The following is a 20,074-nucleotide window of genomic DNA, read 5'->3' on the forward strand; positions in this document are numbered from 1 at the left end:
CATTATGACTGCCCCGAGGCCGCTGGACCGCTGACAATGTCACAGCTTCCAAGCACCTGGGTACCATAGGAGATCTCCAGTCGCTCCCCCTTGTATACAGGGCCTACTCCCTCCGGAGTGCCTGTGAAAATATGATCTCCTTCGCCCAGTCCATAGCGCTCAGCTATAAAATCGATAATCTGCTGCAGTGGAAAGATCATGTTGGCAATATTACCGCGTTGGACGATCTCGCCGTTCTTGCGCAGAATAAAGTCCTGCTTCGCAGTCTCTTCCGCTCCCGGAAATGCAATGTATGGGGTCATAGGGGCAGAGTTGCGGAATGCCTTAGCTGCCGTCCACGGATGGCCCTTGGCCTTCAGCCCGTTCTGGACATCACGCAGTGTGAAGTCAATCCCAAATGCCATTACGTCTACGAGCTCATCAACTGACATCCCCGGCTTATAATCGCGGGCAACACGCAGAACGAGTTCAGTCTCATAATGAACTTCGCCTTGTACTGCAGGTAACTCAAGCTTAGAATCGGCCATCGGTACAACCGCATGGGACGGTTTCATGAATATCATCGGTTCCTTCGGTACCTCATTGCCTAATTCCTCGGCATGCAGCCGATAGTTACGTCCGACGCAATATACGTTAGCTATTGTTCTATTCACTATTTATATCTCCTTTATTTAAGAGGTAGTTCAAAAAGTTCGCTTTTGATCACGAAGTAAATCAGGAAGTGATGTCAGCATCGAATCTTGAATTCAGCCGGGACTTCCGGTGCTCACGTACCAACTACGTACGCTCCGCTCCTCACTCCCTAGCTTCAACCAACCTTCTCGGTGTTCTTTTTGAACTTTCATTTGTTGAGTAGTTCAATCTATGTAAGTTATATTTACGGCATAAATGCAAAAACAACGGACACTTGCGGCCTGTACCCTGAGAAAATGGTTGTCAGCCCCTTTTCGTACCCGTTGTCAAAATTCGCACGAATATCCACAGCGGAATTCAGCGTACCTATGACGATTGTGACATAGAAACCTACCTTTTTGCAAGTATCTGCGACTCAGTCAACGCTCGGCTTACAGATATAGAAAACCTCTAACGAGGCCTTTTGCCGTTCTAACGGAAATCACAGACACTATTATGATTACTACGACGGATTTGGAATTTTAACATCAGTCCCTCTGTTTACTTATAAATTATATACCCATAAAAAATACCGATCTATTATAGATCGGCGGATAATTGCAGTAAGCACTATAATTTTTCACTCATCAAGACTTTTTCCTCACTTCTCCGGAAGCATCAATCTTAATCCCCGGCGACAAAGCCTCTATTTCCTTCAGCATCTTAGCTCCATCCTTCTCATTCATCGGAACCGGCTGGCCGATTTCCGTGAAATAAGGTGTCAGCTTCAATTGGCAATCCGCGTTCTTGCTGCATTTTACAGAGAAAACCGCAGTCTCCCATGTCTTGGGATCATTCGATTTCGTAAAGATAAAATTCCCCGTGCTGTATGCAATCCATTTACCCTTGTATTGTTCAATTCCTTGCATTACATGGGGATGTCCGCCGATAACCAGGTCAGCGCCAGCATCGATGAAGGCATGGGATAGATTCGTCTGATGCTCTTCCAGCTTGGTTACCCTCTCCTTGCCCCAATGGGTTACGACCAGCACCAGATCTGCCTTCTTACGGGCCTCCTGAATGGCTTTAACTGCGAGAGTGGAGTCATACACTGCTGCCACCCCGGCATTATTCTTGCCAGCCATCCAGCTATTCTGCGGGATTACCCGACTGAAGCCAAACAGCGCGATCTTAATCCCCTTACGTTCGAAGTAGACTGGCGCATAGGCCTCATCGCGATTACTGCCCGCGCCGACATATTGGATCTTATTGTCCTTCAAATGCTGAATTGTATCCAGCAGTCCTTCCACCCCTTGGTCAAGAGTATGGTTGTTTGCTAGATTAACCGCATCAACACCGGCTTTGGCCAACTCGCTGAGCGCCTTTGGAGATGACTTGAACACGAAAGTCTTGTCTTCAGCCGCAGTCCCCCATATGTAACCGGCGTCTCCAGGTTGAGCACGGTAAGGTCGTCACCTTGGAACAGCTCCTTAACATATTGGTAAGGAAAATCATAGCCCTGCTTCTCTAGGACTTTCGCCACGTTTCCCGAGAAGATCGTATCGCCGCCGAAATGAATCAATACCTGGTCTCCAGAGGCTGTCTCTTCCGGGGTCGGATTCACTTCTGTTGCAGGACTGGAACCCTGCTCTGAATCATCCAGTAATCCATCGGTCGATGAATTCGCTTGCCCAGGCGTATTCGAATCCGAATCCGTCTGAGCAGAATCGTCCTCGCTCGCATTTGGCGGCTGATTCTCATGCTGGGAAACATCCGGCATCTCATACAATCCATGGTTTGTCTGCTCTTGCTGTTGATTATTCTTGTTATCCCCCTGGACCGTACGATAATCAAGATAGTAATAAGTCCCTAGCACAATAATAATAAAGATCAGCAAGCCGTTCAGGGCCAGCCAAAAACCGGCTTAGGCGGCGATCCTGCTCCTGTTTTCTTTTTTGATTCTTTTCAGATCTTGGTGGATACATCCATGAGACTCCTTCTTTAAAACATGATTTGATCATGACATGATTGATTTTATTATATCAGGGTAGCACAAATAAATAGAACCCTCCGCCTATTTTACAGGGAAGGGTTCACAATTGTCACGTCGATGGAAGTACTTAAGCAGTATATCTTAGAATCTATTCCCAATCTGCGATTTGCATCAAAACGCATTCAGCCAGCGTCTCCATATAGAGCGGATCGGTTCCTAAGGATTCGATGCGCTCGAGCCGCATATCCAACTCCTTGGCAATCGTCTTCGCTTCAATATCAAGGTCATATAACACTTCCAGATGATCGGATACGAACCCTACCGGAGCGACCAGAACATCTTCTACCTGTTCCTGACTTAAGCTACGGAGCGTATCAAGTATGTCCGGCCCAAGCCAAGGATCTGCTGTCCGGCCGGCGCTCTGCCATGTGAACTGCCAGTTATTCACCCCGGCTTCAGCTGCCACTGCTCCAGCAGTCTCCATCAGCTGATCCTGATACGGATCCCCCATCTGCAGGATACGTTCAGGTAGACTGTGCGCGCTGAATAACACCCTTACCTGATCCCGATTCGCACCGCCCTCTTTGAACTGGTCCAGCTTGGTGCATACCCGGTCCGCAAACGCCTTGATCAGCTTCGGATGCAGATGATAGCTATGTACGAAGCTCATCTCTATGCCCAGTTCAGACGCCTTCTCCTGTGCACGCTTAATATAGCCACCTATGCTCATCACCGAATAATGGGGAGCAAGTACAATTCCGACTGCCTTCTTGATGCCGTCACGAGCCATTTGCTCCACGCCATCCTCGATGAATGGGCGGGCATGCTTCAGCCCCTGATAACAGACAAATTGCTTATCCGTGCCCGGGTTCAGTCTTTCCAGCGTCTCTTGAAGGGCAGTTACCTGTTTATCTGTGTTCGCACGCAGCGGAAATACTCCTCCGACAATCGCCTCATACCGTTCCGTCAATTCCTGAAGCTGTTCCGGAGTGGGAGGATGCCCGCGCCGTATATGTGTATAATAAGCCTCTACTTGATCCATGCTTTCGGGTGTGCCATAGGACATCACCAATACGCCAATTTTTGTGTTCACGCTCTTGTTCACCTCATCCGTTGAATTGATACAGCCAATATTTATTCTTACCGAGCAATTGCCTGGTGTGAGTATTCATGTACATATTCCGTCAATTCCCGCAGCTTATCCAGCGATGCCTCTGGAAATAGCCCATGTCCTAGATTGAACACGAACCCTGGCTGCTGAATGCCCTGGTCAATAATATCCTTGGCATGCTGCTTGATGACAGGCATAGGCGCGGTTAGAACATACGGGTCCAAGTTGCCTTGCACAGCAAAGCTTCCTCCAGTTCTACGTCTTCCCTCTTCGATCGATACGCGCCAATCAAGACCGATCACATCTGTCTTAAGCTCCGTTAAAGCCGGCAGCAATTCCCCTGAACTTACGCCCGGAAAATATATCTTCGGTACATCAAGATCGGACAGCTCTGCAAAAATGCGAGTGATCGTAGGCAGTACATATCGTTCAAAATCATGTCTAGCCAGCGCGCCAACCCAGCTATCAAACAGTTGGAACGCTTTGCCACCATTTTTAATATGGGCTCTCAAATAGGCGATGACCATATCTCCGAGCTTATACATCAGCTTGTCCCATAGCTCGGGCTCGCCATACATCATACTTTTTGTACGTATGTAGCTCTTGGACGGACGCCCCTCGATCAAGTAGCTGGCTATCGTAAATGGAGCTCCAGCAAAAGTAATAAGCGGAACCTCTAGCTCGCGGTCAAGAATACGTATCGTCTCTAATATATGGGATAGATCACGCTCGACATTGATCGGGTCAGACGGTCGATATCCGCCTCCGATCGAATCGGATTGTCGATCACCGGGCCAATATTCTTGACGATATCGAAGTCGATACCGATAGAAGCAACCGGATTCATAATGTCCGAGTATAAAATAGCCGCATCCACGCCAAGCTTGCGTACTGGCATCATCGTTATCTCTGCGGCAAGCTCCGGTTGACGGCAAATTTCGAGCAAGCTGTATTTCTCCTTGATCTTGCGATATTCAGGGTCATACCTGCCTGCTTGCCGCATGTACCAGACGGGTACCGCGTCAATCTCCTGTCGCCGACAAGCGCGAATAAACCGATCATTATATGCCAACCAACTTCTCCTCCTATTATCAAAATCCTATATTATACATTATGACTTCTTTACCTGGATGTAACAACTCTCACATGCGGGAAACTCATGACAATCGTATGACAACTGCTCCGATGATTTTGGGTCATTGTGGTATACTAGAAAAATCAGTCTTTTTTGAACTTTCATTATATACAACCAGAATAAGTCAGAAAGGAAGTGAAGCACACGTGAAAACTTGGAAAGTAAACCTCATTGTGCTTTGGGTTGGATCATTCCTCGTCAATGCTGGAATGACCATGATCACTCCGTTTCTGTCTCTCTACCTGTCCAGAGATTTGAATGTTCACGGAGAGCATGCGATCGGCTTATGGGCCGGAGCATCTTTGCAGCCAACTTTGCAACCTCCTTCATCTTCCAGCCGTTATGGGGCAAGCTGGCCGATAAATATGGAAGGAAGGTCATGCTACTTCGCTCCGGTTTTGGTATGTCCATCGTGATTGCACTCATGGGTTTCGCTACACAGCCATGGCATCTGCTGGCACTACGGCTGCTCAACGGTACCATCTCCGGCTTCAACCCGGCCGCTGTATCGCTCATATCCGGTACAGCTCCGAAAGAAAAAATGGGCTTCGCAATGGGAACGATCCAGTCCGGCACCGTCGCGGGTACGATCCTCGGCCCGCTGATCGGCGGACTTTGGCCGATTGGGTAGGATTCCGACCTATTTTCTATATTACCGGCAGTCTGTTATTCCTTGCCTCTTTGGCCTGCCTGCTGTTCGTTCGCGAGAACTTCAATAGAGAAGAAGCTGCCAAGGTACCGCAGATCTCCGTGCTTGCAGGTCTACGCGAATTAACGAAGACTCAGCAACTAACAGCTCTATTCGCCGTGACATTTCTGCTACAATTCGCCATGATCAGCCCGATGACCCTGCTGCCGCTATATGTAGAGAGACTGCATGGAACCGCCGTGGATGCCTCGTTCTGGGCAGGTTTCGTCAGCGCGGTTACAGGGATGTCCAATATGATCACCTCGCCAATACTTGGCCGGGTCAGCGATAAGATCGGAGCACATCGTATATTGACATTCTGCCTGATCGGAGCAGCAGCGATGCTGATACCACAAGCATTTGTGCAGAGCGTCTGGCAGCTAATCATTGTCCGTTTCCTGATGGGCATCTTTATGGGAGGACTTCTGCCGAGCGTAAATGCATTGATTCGGTACTATACCCCTGACGGAATGGAGAGCCGGGCCTTCGGCTTTAACAGCAGCACACTGGCCCTAGGCAATATGTTCGGAGCCTTAATCGGAGGTACGTTAGCAGGCTTCATCGGCATTGAAGGATTATTCATTATGTCCGGTATTTTACTGCTGTTAAATACGATCTGGGTGAGAACCAAGCTATATTCCAAGCCAAAAGCACACGCATAGAATATGCTTACTTCACCAGCGCCAGGGCTAGGCCATCATAGGCCGGCAACATCGTGCTGAGTAAGCGCTCATCCGTTGCGATCATTTCATTGAATTTCCGCATGGCCATCACCGCAGGTCCGTTCTTGTCGGAATTCAGCGTTCTGCCTCTGAGCAGGGTGTTGTCTCCGGCAATGAGCGCTCCCGGTGCCGCCAGTGATATCGCATATTCCAGATAAGCCGGGTAATTTCCTTTATCCGCATCGATCAGGAAGAAATCGAACTTCTCTCCGCGCTGCTTCAGAACCTCTAGACTATCCAGAGCAGGTCCAACCATATATTCCGCCATTTGACCATATCCGGCCATTTCCATATTACTTCCGGCCAGCTTGGCATTGTCCTCGCTAATCTCCAGTGAAACGAGAATGTCCATCTGCTCCCAGTCCCCTAGCTAGACATATTCCGCTGTAACCACCAAGGGCACCGATCTCAAGCGCACGCTTCGCATCACCCAATCTCACTAGTAAGGTTAGTAGTCTTCCGTAGCCTGGAGCAATCGAGACATCCTGTATACCGTGCTCCTCAATCGAACGCGTTACTCTGCTTAACACCTCATCTTCCGCATACAATTCATCGCCATACTGTTCAGGCGTTATCATATATCCGCACTCCCCTTTCAAACACTCTAGATTAAATTGCCGTCATCAGACAACAATAGTTTGTAACTTGATAGACATTGTCCTATACTGAATTGTATGGTTTTTGCACATTTCCTACAAGAAATAGTTCAGGAATTACAAGCTATATACGGAGTTGATTAACGAGAATGTCGAGACAATTGGAACTAATCGCGACTGCACCGATGGGTCTAGAAGCCGTCGTGGCACGCGAATTAAAAGACTTAGGCTACACCGATACGAAGGTAGAGAACGGACGTGTCACCTTTACAGGAGACCTTATCGATATATGCCGCTGCAACCTGTGGCTGCGTACCTCGGATCGTGTACTCATCAAGATGGGAGAATTCACAGCCCGTACTTTTGACGAATTGTTCGAAGGCACTAAGGCTTTGCCTTGGCAAGACTGGATTCCCGTGCACGGAGAATTTCCGGTTGAAGGAAGGTCCCATAAGTCGCAACTCAGCAGTGTACCTGCTAGCCAAGGCATCGTCAAGAAAGCGATTGTCGAGAAGTTGAAAGAATCCTACCACACGGAATGGTTCCAGGAGAATGGACCACGCTATGTGATCGAGGTCATTCTTCTGAATGATGTCGCCCTGCTGACACTAGACACAACGGGACCTGCGCTGCATAAACGCGGTTACCGCAAACTGATTACAGAAGCTCCCCTCAAGGAGACGATGGCGGCAGCTCTTATTCTGCTCAGCCGCTGGAATCAGAATCCGGCCCGCCCCTTCTATGATCCTTGCTGCGGATCGGGAACGTTGCCGATTGAAGCTGCGATGATCGGCTGGAATATCGCTCCTGGACTTCGACGCTCGTTCAATTCAGAGAATTGGCAGGCTATTCCAAAGGAATTGTGGCAGGACGCTCGGGATGAAGCGATCGACTCGGTACGTGATGACATTCCGCTGAATATCGGGGGCAGTGATATTGATCCGAAGGCAATTGAAGTAGCTCAAGCAGCGGCCAAGAGTGCCGGACTTGCTAAAGAGCTCACTTTCCAGACGCTTCCCGCTGCGAGAATCCAACTTCAAGGCGACTATGGATGTATGATCACGAACCCTCCTTACGGTGAACGTATTGGTGAGGAGAAGGAGATTCGCCGCTTGATTTCCCAATTCGGGCGAATTTCAGTGGAATATCCGACATGGTCCTTCTTCGCTATTACCCCGACCAAGCAATTCGAGCATGACTTTGGCCGCAAAGCGGATAAGCGCCGCAAGCTGTTCAACGGTCGAATCGAGTGTCAATACCTGCAATTCCTCGGTCCCCTTCCACCCAGACATTAATCTGGGGGAAGGGTTTTCCTTGTTAAGATATGTACCGGATGACGGTGTTACCGCCGTTTATTCGATTTAGAAAGGAGGCTGGCATTTCATGCTGAGTCAATCACGGGACCGGGGTCTGCTAGCCTTATTCACACGTTTGTATCGTGCCCGTTTTTTTGCATATATCGTCTTTTTATTTCTGATCTTCTATAAACTAGTTATTCTTCATAACAACCTGCACGCCAGATATATCGATATGAACCTGCTGGACGATGTGATCGCCATCGGTTCAATTATGCTGATCTCGTTCTGGGTGTTCTGGCTGCCGTGGCGCGGACGCTTAGCCACCCTCTGGATCCTTGATCTTGTCCTCACCTTCCTCATCTTTGCCGATCTGGTCTATTATCGTTATTTCGGTGATTTCATTACGATCCCTGTGCTACTGCAGGCTGGTCAAGTCGGTGAGCTCGGGGATAGTATCCGCTCACTGATCCACGTGTCGGATCTTTGGCTATTTGCCGATCTGCTGTTAGGGCTGATCATCGGACTATTTCTTGGTGTACGCCGATGGCGACTTCGGAATACGCAGCGCAGTCATTTCGGCTCCCTCTATCCACAGACCTATTCGTATTCTGATAGAGAATCTTGGAGACTTGTGGCGATTCGGCGCTTTGCCAGCGGGCTGATGATCTTCATCATTGGCTTCGCAATGACACTCGGTCCGATCAGGCATTATACCAAGACATGGGCCGCTGGTTTATTCGAGGGAGGCTGGTGGAATATTTCCCTCTATAATGTTACCGGTCTGCTAGGGTTCCATTATTATGATGTCTACCGTTATACCAAAGAGCATCTTGGCGGGAAGCCTGAGCTTAGCGCCGAAGAGAAGCAGGAAATACAGCAATGGTTCGAACAGGCCAAATCCAGACGGGTTGTTCAGAATGACACCTTTGGTGCTTATCGCGGCAGCAATATTATCGTCGTTCAGGCCGAAGCCTTTATGAATTTTATGATCGGCAAAGAAATCGGAGGTCAGGAGATTACCCCGAATTTCAACCGCCTTATGAAGGAGAGTTTATATTACTCCAATTACTATCATCAGACCGGACAAGGTAGAACCTCGGACGCCGATTTCTCATCACAGAGCTCTCTTCATCCATTGCCTACCGGTTCCGTCTTTGTCCGCTTTCCAGACCATGAATATGATTTGCTACCGAGCATTCTGAAGGATAACGGCTACGAGACCGGAGCCTTCCACGCTTACGAGAGCAGCTTCTGGAATCGTCTGAATATGTATAAAGCGATGAATTACGACCATTTCTACAGCAAGCCGGATTACAAAATAGATGAGGCCATCGGCTGGTCGCTCGGCGACAAGTCCTTCTTCCGCCAATCGCTGGAGATGATGTCCAAGGAACAGCAGCCCTTCTATTCGTTCCTGATTACTTTATCGAGCCATCATCCTTACACGCTTCCTGCCAGCGTGCAAGAGCTGAATACAGGTGATTTCAAAGGAACTATATTTGGGGACTATCTGCAATCTGTCCATTACGTGGATGCGGCGCTAGGCGAACTGATAGAAGGAATGAAACAGCAAGGGATTTGGAATAATACGATTCTCGTCTTCTACGGTGATCATGACAACTCAATCCAAGACAAGGAGCCTTATGAGCAACTTCTCGGTGAATCCTTATCCAGTCTTGATATGAGCCAAATCATGAACCAGGTTCCCCTACTGATCCATCTGCCTGATGGACAGCATGCCGGGATTTACGACGAGCCTGCGGGTCAGCTTGATATGGCCCCGTCATTACTGCACTTACTTGGGATCTCGACCGAAAATGACTATATGATGGGTAACAATTTATTCTCCAATCAGGAACGATTTGTCGTGCTTCGATCAGGCGCTTTCACAGACGGTAAGCTATATTACATTCCGTCGCCGGATAGCCGGTTCGATAATGGCTCCTGCTATGATCTTACGACACGCAAGCTTACCGATGTAGAGAAGTGCAGGATCCCTTATGAAGAAGCGAATAAGCGCCTATCCATATCTGACCGTGTGATTACGGAGGATTTAATCAAATTGCTGAGAACAGAGGAATAATATAAGTCTAAAAAAGCGGCGGCTTTGAGATTGCTCAAACCCGCCGCTAGCTATTTTACTCATTAATCTTCAAGGATTCAGTCATGTCGATTCGCTTGGTCTTGCGCCTTAGGGTGAAATTGCAGACGACGGTAACTAACAAAGTGATGGCTACAGGCCACAGAATGGAGTCAGCCGTTACATAAACCGGGAATACCATATTGTCTAAAGTAAAGGCCTTCAGGATATGAATATACAGCATTACCCCCACAGGGATTCCTACAAGGATGGAGAACAGTGTAATGATGATATTCTCTTTGAATATTAAGCTATTCATTCGTCTTTGCTGACACCCTAATACCTTTAACGTTGCTAACTCACGGAATCGTTCCTGGATATTGATGACCGATATGTTATAAATAGCTGCTGCAGACAGAACTACCGCACAAACAATAATAACAATGATCATCACGAATAGATTTTGCAGGCCATCTTCCGTCGCTGCTCTGATATCACTCCTGGTCTTAACTTCTTTAACCGAATCCATTGTATTAAAAGTATTGTATAGGTCCTGAACAGACACTCCCTCATGCATGCGGTAAAGTACTGTATTGGCACCAAGATCTATCCCATGATCACGGAGTAAAGTAAATGTTCCATAAATATCCTGATTCAAATACTGTACTGAAATGCCGCCGATTTTCACATCAAAGGTCGCGCCTCGATATTCCGGTGCGATCAGCTTGATCTTAAGCGTATCACCAATATCCAGATTATGCGTCTGGGCATAGCGCTTTGAAATAATTACGGATGTATCATCTAATCTGAGCAGATTGCCTTGTTCATCGTAATTATGGATACAATTGTCGCCGCTGCTTAAAGCGATCAGATTCAAATTACGCTTATCAGAGAGATTAGTCACGACCACCTCTGTTTGCATCATTTTACTGGCAGCCTGAACCCCTTCAGAACTTGGTAGTGTTCCCTGCTCGATCGGCTCCTTAAACATCACCCGTAGGTCATAGTTGTAGACCTCGCTAAATTGCTTCTCAATAAGCTCCGCCCTTGATCCCTTGTAACCAAAGGCCAATATTAGAAAGGACACGCAACAAATAATACCTGCCGCACTGTAGATTGTCCTCTGTTTATTGAAGAAGATATTACGGACAATCAATTTATTACTGTAATCCATCCTGTTCCAAAGGGCAGGTATTCTCTCAATAAGCGAGCGCTTGACTGATTTGGGAGGCTTCGCTCTCATAGCCTGAGCCGCATTCTCTCTTAATATTTTTCTTACCGAAATATAACAAGCTAGAGCCGCAAATAAAACAGATAAAATTAGCGCCTGCAGAATGAATAAATAATGAATTTGAATCACAAAGCCGGGCAGGGAAATTATCGCCATGACTTGTTCCATGAAAATTTTCGGGAAAATATATGACCCGCTCAGTGAACCAATTACTCCGCCCGTTAACCCTACTATTACAGCAAAGCCTAGATAGTGAGTCGTAATTTTACGGCGACTTGCTCCCATTGCCTTCATTACACCAATTTGTGTCCGCTGCGCATCTACGATTCTGCTCATCGTAAGATAAGTAATCATAGCCGCCACTACAAAGAAGACAACCGGCAAGATTTTGGAAAACTCCTTCTGCTGAGCGATCTCATCAGTAAACTGCTTGTAGCTTAAATTCGCCTCGCGATACAGAGTATACAGATAACTGCTGCCATTTTTCTCTGAGATGGCCTCCACTCTCTTCTCAACAAGGTCAAGCGGTACTATTTCATCAACATCCAATAATACCTCATTATATTTTGTAATCCCAAATAAATTCTTACTCGTCATCTCCGAAACATAGGCAATTCCGTATTCCTGATGATTCGGTGGAAAATCCGATGTATCCCGTGACTTGATCGTATATTCTGCATTTTCGATTAAACCAGAAACAGTTAATGGATAATACTCGTTCTTAATGATAAGAGTCACCGTATCCCCTGTATGTATCCCATGCTCGCGAGCGTAATCCCAATCTACGGCAACACTACCATATTCTTCAGGAATCTCTCCCTCCAGAAGAGTGAGTTTGTTAATTTGTCTAGTCAGGGAATGGACCTTGAGAGTAGTTTTTAGATTGTTAATTTCCTGATTGACGTTCAACACGGTGCGGCCTTCCGCTGTCCGAACACCATCTATGTATTCGAGCTCGTTAATATCTTCTTGGGAAACTTCAGAATAGTATAGCCAAAGGTCTGCCAAGTTACTTCTGGTAAAGTAGTCATCCGCATAATCCTCAAGATTTCTGGCAAAGTTAGAGAATCCGGTATAGAAAAAGGTGCCTATAAGGATCACGATCGTGATGGCGATAAATTGTCCCTTAAACTGTCGTATATCACGAAACAGCTTGTTTCTTAAATTCCCCATCACCATTCAATCCCTTCTACGGACTGCGGTTCTTCATTCCGGATCATATATTCAACTCTGCCGCTCTTCATTTTGATGACTCTGTCAGCGACCGGTGCTATCAAGGAATTATGTGTGATCAGCACAATCATCTTGTTCTGTTCGCGATTAATTTTCTGCAATAGCTTTAATATGGATTTCCCCGTTTCATAATCCAGCGCCCCCGTCGGTTCGTCACATAGCAGAAGTTGAGGATTTTTGGCAATCGCACGAGCAATCGCTACTCGCTGCTGTTCTCCTCCAGAAAGTTGGGATGGAAAATGACTTAGCCTGTCATCCAGTCCCACCATAGATAGAACTTCCTTCGCACTATGCGGCTTATCAGTAAATTCGGCAGCAAAGTCTACATTCTCCTCAGCCGTCAGATTAGGAATAAGATTATAGAATTGAAATACAAATCCTACCGCTTTGCCTCTATATTCGGTAAGTTCTCTTTCGTTCATCGTCGTAATATTTCGACCATTCACCATGATCTCGCCTGAGGTTGCTGTATCCATACCGCCTAGAAGGTTCAAGATCGTGCTTTTCCGGCTCCGCTGGCCCCAAGAATAATAACAAGTTCACCCTCCATTATTTCAAAGCTTACTTCCTGAAGAGCATTTACTTCTACTTCTCCAATCTGATAAGTCTTGCAAATATGATCAAATTTGATCATGATCTTTCCTCCTTGTCTGAAGGAAATCAGCTATCGTATCTACGAGTATTTCTAGACTCTGCTCCCGGCTGGCCTCCCCATAATTAGATTTACAGGACGCTACATATTGTAATGCATCCATTAGATATGACAGAACGCCAAAAGCCATCATATCATCTTCTGCTATCCCGAATATTTGCGCGGTTCTCTTAAAGTTATCCTGTGGCTTCTGATCCTTCCATTCCTGTGCCTTGTCAGGCAATTTACGCATAAGGAATTCAAGATCATCTGGCTGAACAAACAGAGCGATGCTGTCTGGAGCAAGGTATATTTCCTTCAAGGCCCTTACTACATTGTCACGAAAATTACCGTCATCATACTGAATAGTCAGAATAGTATCCAACATTTTTTTCTCAGCTTTTTTTACAATCTCGTACAGAAATTCTTCCTTGGACGGATAGAAGCTGTAGAAGGAGCCTTTGGCAATCGAAGCTGCCTTAGTGATGTCGTCTACTGTGACTCGTTTTAAGCCTTTTTCACGAATCAGAAGGATGCCTTTCTGCAGTAGAGCTTCCTGAATCAACCGCTTTTCTTCCTTACTAACCATTTTCGGCATGTACATCACCTCTTTATTTTGACTACATTAAGTATTTATAGTCATTATAAATATATATACTCCTCGCTATTCTTTCTGTCAAGGCTCGAGATCAAGCGGATAGATACAAGCTGACGATACTTATTAGGAAATCATGCAACGCAAAAAAGACGTTCAATATATTGAACGTCTTTTAGAATAAATTGATAATAGCTGCTCTTAATTTTTCGGCTTCTTCACGAAAGGCGCCGCCTTCTCCAGCACTTCATCTTCCGTCGGACCGCTAACATAACGACCGTTAATGTAGACGAATGCCCTTTGCCACATGGCCCACAATAAGACTTACATCCGATCTTGATATCGGCATCTGGCGCCATTTTCTGCAGCTTCGGCACTAGCGTCTTCATACGGATATGATTGCATTTATCGCAAATGCGAATGTCATTCGCCATCTTAGTGATCTCCGTGATTACCTTTGGACGGATTCGTAATCACGAAACCTTCTTCAGGTAAGTACAAATAATCGATCTTCACACCATCGAGCAACGGCTCATTCGCATCAACGAGAACATCGATTTCCTTGTCGGTCGATACCAATGTCAATTTGTCATCAGGCTTGACCAAATCAAGGCCGTAATGAGCATGGTCACCATGAGCATGGGTAATCAATACCTTCAAGACTAAGTCTTTGTTCTCTTCCTTGTCCATTTCTTTCTTTATCACTTTGGCCGCATTGCGGGTAATTTTGACTTTCATGAAACGACATCTCCTGTTCAGCAAATATGTTATATATCTATACTGCCAATATTCCTATTGTAAAGAAACCCTGGCGGAGATGCAAGAGTCCCACATATATATTCTGTAGATTGAGATCCTTATCTGTATGTGAATTTGCCGTTAAATCGATGGATATTTACGCTCTGCTCGCTTTACGAACCAGTTCATTAACAGCATCGTGACCGCCATATCATCAATCGGAATGAACGGCAGGAAATCGGGCAGCACCCAATAGAGCAAAGCCGGAACAATGAGTAAAAGCTTGTCCAGCAATGGAATCTGCGGAGATTGAAGCAACTTGGGTACCCGCTTGAAAATATGCGACCAATAACGCAGTGACCACAATTTCGACCATTTCATCGCGAGCCCTCCTTAGAAGTAGAATACCCTGTTTCCTCTCTTCTACACTAGTTTATTTCCTAGGCAGAGACAAATACAATTCTGTCCAGCTGCAATCCGGGGATCAGACTACCCCGGATGAACTCCAGTAACAATGGTGCTAAGTCTGTATAGATCGAATCGAATTGCTGCGGTGGCAGTGGATTTTTACCCTCACCTGCCTCTACGGTAAATCCTGGACGGTGGAATTTCAGTATGAACCAGTCCTTATAGCCTGCATCACTTCCGCTCAGCTTTACTGCACGATAACCACTCACTTCTGCCATTCTATCTGCCAGCTCCTCCGCCTCAGGCGGTTCCTGATCCCGGTAGTTCCAGTATATTTCCCGGCCTTGTGTATGAAGAGAGAACACGGCTGAAGTCCACCGTTTCCGTCAACTCCGCCAGCGCCTTGGCTTCTGGCTCGCTAAGTGGACAGGAGCCACTGTAATCCTGAGATGCAGGGCCACTAACCTCGCGCCGTTCACACTCGATCTCCCAGAAGGCCGGAAACTGGTCATTCAGATCAATCCGCGTATATTTGCCTTCCAAGTGGTAAAGTTATCCTGTCCGCCATTCCACTCAAGTAAGCAACTTCTCAAGTCATCCCCGGCAATCACAGCTCCGTCCTGGGCTAGATCGACTCCATCCGGATTAACCATTGGCACAATCCAGAGAGTTACTTGCTGCAGCAAATGAGTGATGGTCTCCAACCGTTGCGAACTGCTACATTCCAATAGGTCCTCCATAAAACGCAGCAAGAGTGGAGCTGTAATCCATTCATTCGCATGCACAGCCCCGTTCATATGCAGCTGTTCTGGACCATTTCCGATCATAAAACAGTCAATTGACCGCCCAAGAACACTCCGGCCGATACTACGACAACTTAGATGTGGATATTTCCTCATCAGTTTAGTGCTTTGAGTAAGAAAGTCAGCATAACGATAACCACCGCACACCTCAACAACGGGGTTCTCACCCGATCTGCAAATTGCGATAACTGCATGTTCTCTCCTCCTTTTCAAGCAAAAATTCCGTTTGTTAACCATGCCAGTAGCTGATCGCCGCCAGCACCAGAAGATGAAGCGGGTAATAAGATCGCCATAACCAACGCGGCATTCTAATCAACTCTATCCTGCGCCACAGTACTGGACCTAGCACTATTAACAGTGTTGGTAAAATACTAGCCATTTGCACAACCCATCCATATGCCAGTAAATAAATCACGTTAAGCAGTAAATGCATGAACAGCAGCTGATATTTCTGCGCATATCTGAATATAAGCACAAGAAGCAGTCCATATGCCCCGTAATCAAACGGGATAACCTCCACCAGCAGACTACAGCCAGCGATCAACAAGATCGACAGTATACCTGGTCTAAATTGGTCAAGCAAACGCATCAGCAGGGCAGCCACCAGGAGCGTAGCCACAACATTTAATCCGCTCCGGCCTAGGGCCATCTGATAGGGAAGCTGAGACAGAACCGTAATGATCGTAAGCCGCAGCATATATTTACCGAAGCTACTTGTATGACGGAAGCCTTGAACCAAAGCATAGGCATAGATCGGGAAGGCGATACGGCCGATAATACGCCATATTAATTCTCCGGGAAAGAACGCTGCTCCGATATGATCCAGCAGCATCGTAATGATCGCGATCCATTGCATAGGCTCTCTCCTCAAAATTTAATGGTTCCTTTTTAATATTATTTTGTTACACTTAAACTACTTAAAATATGTAAGTTGACCTATTTTGAATACGCATTCAAAGAGAAAAACCTCTAATAGTTCGTGTTTAAAAAGTCTGACTTTCAGCACCGAGGAGGTTGGATAAAGCTAGGGACTGAGGAGCGGAGCGTACGTAGTTGGTACGTGAGCACCGGAAGGCCCGGCTGAATTCAAGATTCGATGCCGAATAGCTTCATGATTTACTACGTGATCAAAGGTGGACTTTTTAAACAACCTCTAATAGAATGACCAACGTATGGAGGAGCTAACATGTACTTATTTATTGTGAATCAACGTTCAGGCAATGGGGGTGGAAGACGGGTCTGGAGTGAAATTAGGCAGATCCTTGATGATAAAGGAGTAACTTATGAATATCAATTTACCGAGAGTGCTGAGGGAGCCCATGATTATCTCAAGGAACGGTTAGCCGCTCCAGTAGATTGGAAAGCGGTTGGAGTCGTAGGCGGGGACGGGACGATCCACAGTCTCTTACCCGCGCTGCGCGCTACTGGGATCCCCCTGGCTGTCTTCCCGGCTGGCTCCGGCAATGATACCGCTCGGGGATTCGGAATCCCCAAGAAGATACCGGCGGCTGTAGATACGATGTTGCAGGGATTACCAAGAATTACTGATCTTATCTCAACGAAGGGTCGTAGTACGCTAACCGCCCTGGCCGTCGGCTTCGATGCCGAGGTAGCGGACAATGTCAATAAGAGTCGTTATAAGAAGATATGCAACTCACTGGGGGTTGGTAGGTTAGCCTATGTGATTGGCGTATTTCATACCTTACTCACCTTTCGCCCAGCCGAGCTTACCGTAGAATGTGACGGAGTTATTCATAAATATTCTTCGGCCTGGTTGACCGCAGTCAATAATGTGATTAGCTATGGTGGAGGGCTAACGATCTGCCCTGAAGCAAAACCAGATGACGGCTTGTTAGACATTTGCATCGTTCATGATTGCTCCAAGCTTAAACTGCTTTTCTTGTTTCCTACCTTGCTGTTCGGTAAGCATACACGGCTTCCTTTTGTGACGATGATGCGTGGTAAACAAATCTCAGTCCATAGCTCACTTTCACGGCTTGCGCTAGGTGATGGAGAGCAAATCGCTTCTACACCTCTCTCCGTCTCGGCGGATCCGGGTGCTTTAATGGTAATGTGCCCGCTCCCTAAATAGTATGGAGCAAAAAACCTTTGGATGGTTATACCCACCCAAAGGTTTTTTCTAGTTAAGAAGGATTCGCTACCTGCCATACAATCGGTGTTAACTCTATTTGTTCTCCTAACCATTGCAAGGCTATTTTACGGAATATTTCCGGGTCTCCGCTGCAGAAAAACTGGTGAATCGGAATTTCATTTCCTCGCGCCAGACAATTTTTCTGATACAGAATTGTGCTGATCTCCCGCGCCGTCTCATCGGCGGAGCTGATCAGCTTAACGTTCGGCCCCATGACCTGCCTAATCTCCTTCTTGAGGAATGGGTAATGGGTACAACCGAGGATAAGACAATCAAGTGAATAGAATCTGATCTCCGTAAGTGATTCCTGGACAAGCTCCAGAGCCTCCGGAGTCTCATATCGCCCTTGCTCGACCAAAGGCGCTAATGTTGGACACGCCTTACTTACGATTTCCACTCCTGGATTTAATTCCTTGAGAGCCGTTATATAGGCTCCACTTCGAATCGTACCTAAGGTGCCAATAACTCCAATCTGCCCTGTCTTGGTGGCGCTGATCGCCGCACGGGCTCCTGGATGTATTACACCGATTACAGGAACATTCACCTTTCCTTTGATATATTCCAGAGCCGCCGCAGTGGCAGTATTACAGGCGATAACAATCATTTTAGGATCAAATTGACTCAGAAAATCAACGATCTGCTCTGTAAAGGAGCATACCTCTTCAGGTGTACGTGGACCATAAGGAGCACGCGCGGTATCTCCAAAATAAATAATCTTTTCTCTAGGAAGCTGTCTCATGACTTCCTTGACGACGGTAAGTCCTCCGACGCCCGAGTCTAATATTGCGATGGCTTGCTGCACGAAAATACCGCTTCCTTTATTTATTAGTTTTATTTCTCTACTCGTTACTTTATGACTGCCTTATTTAAAGCGTACCTAAATATTAGCGTAATTTCAAGGACGGAACAAGGATGCAAATAACCGCATTAACGCACATTTCTATCTCTTTAAAACAGTTTCCCCTTCGATTAACACGGGTTGATAATACACATGGTCTGGATTATTTTTCTTCCCTTGTAACTTGTTAATAATCCAATCAGCTGCATCACGTCCCATTTGTTCCTGAGGGTGTGTCAATGTAGTTAGTTTGATATTTGCGTTCTTTGCGATATAGGAATTATCTTGACCGATAATCGAATATTCCTCTGGAATCGAGATACCCAGCTGTTTACAAACATTGAGGACTTCCATTCCGACCTCGTCGTTGTAGCAAACAATAGCTGTGAGTACATCTCTATTTTTACTTAAGTAGTCTTGCAAGTTCGTGGAAAGCGCCTGTTTCGTCTCCGTATCAAATGAAAAAACTTGCTCCGGATAAAAGCGCAACTTGGCTTCACCAAGCGCCTTGATATACCCCTTCATACGGTACTTCCCCTGTAAATCATCCATTTTAGCAATCAGTCCAATTTGGCTATGCCCTTTGGAGATCAATTCTTTTGTAGCCAAATAACTGGACTGAACATCATCGAGACAGAGGAAAGGCACCTCAAGTTCTTCATAATAAGCGTTGATCATAATGAATGGAATATCTTGCTCCTTAAATGACAAATAGTACGCGATATTGGGGTTGTAAAGATTACTTTTCGTAGGTTCAATAATTAATCCATCTACGCCATAGGACAGCATCATTTCCAGCGCCTTTTTTTCTTGTTCAACATCGTTATTGGTACTGACCAGTAGTAGTGAATAATTATCCTCATTTAATCTGCTTTCGATCCCCCGGATTATAGAAGGAAATATGTAGTCGGAGATATAGGTAGTGATTACGCCGATGGTCTTCTTATGGGCACTCCCGCCGGATTTTGAACGATATTGATTGCTAACGTAAGTACCTGACCCTTTCTCGCTTCGTAGAAACCCTTCGTTGGATAGCTCTAGAATCGCTTTTCGAACCGTCTGTCTACTCACCTCATACATGGACTGCATAGCAGACTCCGTAGGAATTTGTTCTCCCACACTGTAATCTCCTGATAGGATTTTGCTTTTTATATCATCAATGATTACTTGATATTTTGGTCTCATATAACTCCTTCTCCCTAATAAGCTC

At 46.3% G+C, this 20,074-nt stretch carries 15 protein-coding genes and 6 pseudogenes; 4 read left to right on the top strand and 17 right to left on the bottom strand.

Annotated features, from left to right (window positions below):
* Positions 1-2 precede the first annotated feature (2 nt).
* The 4 genes and pseudogenes from RE628_RS18925 to hemE form a co-directional block, all read right to left on the bottom strand.
* Positions 3-653 (bottom strand): fumarylacetoacetate hydrolase family protein, encoded by a 651-nt coding sequence (locus tag RE628_RS18925; RefSeq protein ID WP_309154509.1) that lies wholly within the window; start codon positions 651-653, stop codon positions 3-5.
* Positions 654-1,259: 606 nt separating this feature from the next.
* Positions 1,260-2,392, bottom strand: a pseudogene (locus tag RE628_RS18930) (CapA family protein).
* Between the two features lie 361 nt (positions 2,393-2,753).
* Positions 2,754-3,698 (bottom strand): ferrochelatase, encoded by a 945-nt coding sequence (gene hemH, locus RE628_RS18940; protein ID WP_309154512.1) that lies wholly within the window; start codon positions 3,696-3,698, stop codon positions 2,754-2,756.
* 47 nt (positions 3,699-3,745) lie between these two features.
* Positions 3,746-4,788, bottom strand: a pseudogene (gene hemE / locus RE628_RS18945) (uroporphyrinogen decarboxylase).
* A 209-nt stretch (positions 4,789-4,997) separates the two neighbouring features.
* Here hemE and RE628_RS18950 point away from each other — a divergent pair.
* A pseudogene (locus RE628_RS18950) lies at positions 4,998-6,201 on the top strand (MFS transporter).
* Positions 6,202-6,208: 7 nt separating this feature from the next.
* Here the strand turns inward: RE628_RS18950 and RE628_RS18955 are convergent.
* Positions 6,209-6,839 (bottom strand): annotated as a pseudogene (locus RE628_RS18955) (class I SAM-dependent methyltransferase).
* Between the two features lie 167 nt (positions 6,840-7,006).
* Here RE628_RS18955 and RE628_RS18960 point away from each other — a divergent pair.
* Positions 7,007-8,152 (top strand): THUMP domain-containing class I SAM-dependent RNA methyltransferase, encoded by a 1,146-nt coding sequence (locus RE628_RS18960; RefSeq protein WP_309154513.1) that lies wholly within the window; start codon positions 7,007-7,009, stop codon positions 8,150-8,152.
* A gap of 88 nt (positions 8,153-8,240) precedes the next feature.
* On the top strand, positions 8,241-10,238 hold the full coding sequence (locus RE628_RS18965) for an LTA synthase family protein (protein ID WP_309154514.1): 1,998 nt from the start codon (positions 8,241-8,243) through the stop codon (positions 10,236-10,238).
* Positions 10,239-10,293: 55 nt separating this feature from the next.
* Here RE628_RS18965 and RE628_RS18970 read toward each other — a convergent pair whose 3' ends face one another.
* The 10 genes and pseudogenes from RE628_RS18970 to RE628_RS19015 form a co-directional block, all read right to left on the bottom strand.
* Positions 10,294-12,639, bottom strand: coding sequence for an ABC transporter permease (locus RE628_RS18970; protein WP_309154515.1), 2,346 nt, complete (start codon positions 12,637-12,639; stop codon positions 10,294-10,296).
* A pseudogene (locus RE628_RS18975) lies at positions 12,639-13,333 on the bottom strand (ABC transporter ATP-binding protein). The gene RE628_RS18970 and the pseudogene RE628_RS18975 overlap by 1 nt, the downstream one beginning before the upstream one ends.
* On the bottom strand, positions 13,320-13,928 hold the full coding sequence (locus tag RE628_RS18980; RefSeq protein ID WP_309154516.1) for a TetR/AcrR family transcriptional regulator: 609 nt from the start codon (positions 13,926-13,928) through the stop codon (positions 13,320-13,322). Before RE628_RS18980 ends, RE628_RS18975 begins: the two are co-directional and overlap by 14 nt.
* Positions 13,929-14,126: 198 nt before the next feature.
* Positions 14,127-14,359: pseudogene (locus tag RE628_RS18985) on the bottom strand (DUF1450 domain-containing protein).
* 1 nt (position 14,360) lies between these two features.
* A complete protein-coding gene (locus RE628_RS18990; protein WP_309154517.1) occupies positions 14,361-14,663 on the bottom strand; it encodes an iron-sulfur cluster assembly accessory protein in 303 nt (100 codons plus the stop codon).
* A gap of 141 nt (positions 14,664-14,804) precedes the next feature.
* Complete coding sequence (locus RE628_RS18995) at positions 14,805-15,044, bottom strand: YkvA family protein (RefSeq protein ID WP_309154518.1); 240 nt, start codon at positions 15,042-15,044, stop codon at positions 14,805-14,807.
* 59 nt (positions 15,045-15,103) lie between these two features.
* On the bottom strand, positions 15,104-15,349 hold the full coding sequence (locus RE628_RS19000) for a M14 family metallopeptidase (protein WP_309154519.1): 246 nt from the start codon (positions 15,347-15,349) through the stop codon (positions 15,104-15,106).
* A 22-nt stretch (positions 15,350-15,371) separates the two neighbouring features.
* Complete coding sequence (locus tag RE628_RS19005) at positions 15,372-15,614, bottom strand: M14 family zinc carboxypeptidase (protein WP_309154520.1); 243 nt, start codon at positions 15,612-15,614, stop codon at positions 15,372-15,374.
* A complete protein-coding gene (locus RE628_RS19010) occupies positions 15,584-16,111 on the bottom strand; it encodes a M14 family zinc carboxypeptidase (protein ID WP_309154521.1) in 528 nt (175 codons plus the stop codon). The genes RE628_RS19005 and RE628_RS19010 overlap by 31 nt, the downstream gene beginning before the upstream one ends.
* Entirely contained in the window at positions 16,104-16,730 is a 627-nt protein-coding gene (locus tag RE628_RS19015) for a TraX family protein (protein WP_309154522.1), read from the bottom strand. Before RE628_RS19015 ends, RE628_RS19010 begins: the two co-directional genes overlap by 8 nt.
* A 330-nt stretch (positions 16,731-17,060) precedes the next feature.
* Between RE628_RS19015 and RE628_RS19020 the strand changes: the two genes are divergently transcribed.
* Positions 17,061-17,966 (top strand): diacylglycerol/lipid kinase family protein, encoded by a 906-nt coding sequence (locus RE628_RS19020; RefSeq protein WP_309154523.1) that lies wholly within the window; start codon positions 17,061-17,063, stop codon positions 17,964-17,966.
* 52 nt (positions 17,967-18,018) lie between these two features.
* Here RE628_RS19020 and racE read toward each other — a convergent pair whose 3' ends face one another.
* Together racE and RE628_RS19030 are read right to left on the bottom strand one after the other, a co-directional pair.
* Positions 18,019-18,828 carry a glutamate racemase gene (gene racE, locus RE628_RS19025; RefSeq protein ID WP_309154524.1) on the bottom strand — a complete coding sequence of 270 codons (810 nt, stop codon included), beginning with the start codon at positions 18,826-18,828 and terminating at the stop codon, positions 18,019-18,021.
* Between the two features lie 138 nt (positions 18,829-18,966).
* Positions 18,967-20,049: a GntR family transcriptional regulator gene (locus tag RE628_RS19030; RefSeq protein WP_309154525.1), complete on the bottom strand. Its 1,083-nt coding sequence runs from the start codon at positions 20,047-20,049 to the stop codon at positions 18,967-18,969.
* Between the last annotated feature and the right edge of the window lie 25 nt (positions 20,050-20,074).

Source organism: Paenibacillus sp. D2_2, assembly GCF_031199965.1.
Taxonomy (GTDB): Bacteria; Bacillota; Bacilli; order Paenibacillales; family Paenibacillaceae; genus Fontibacillus.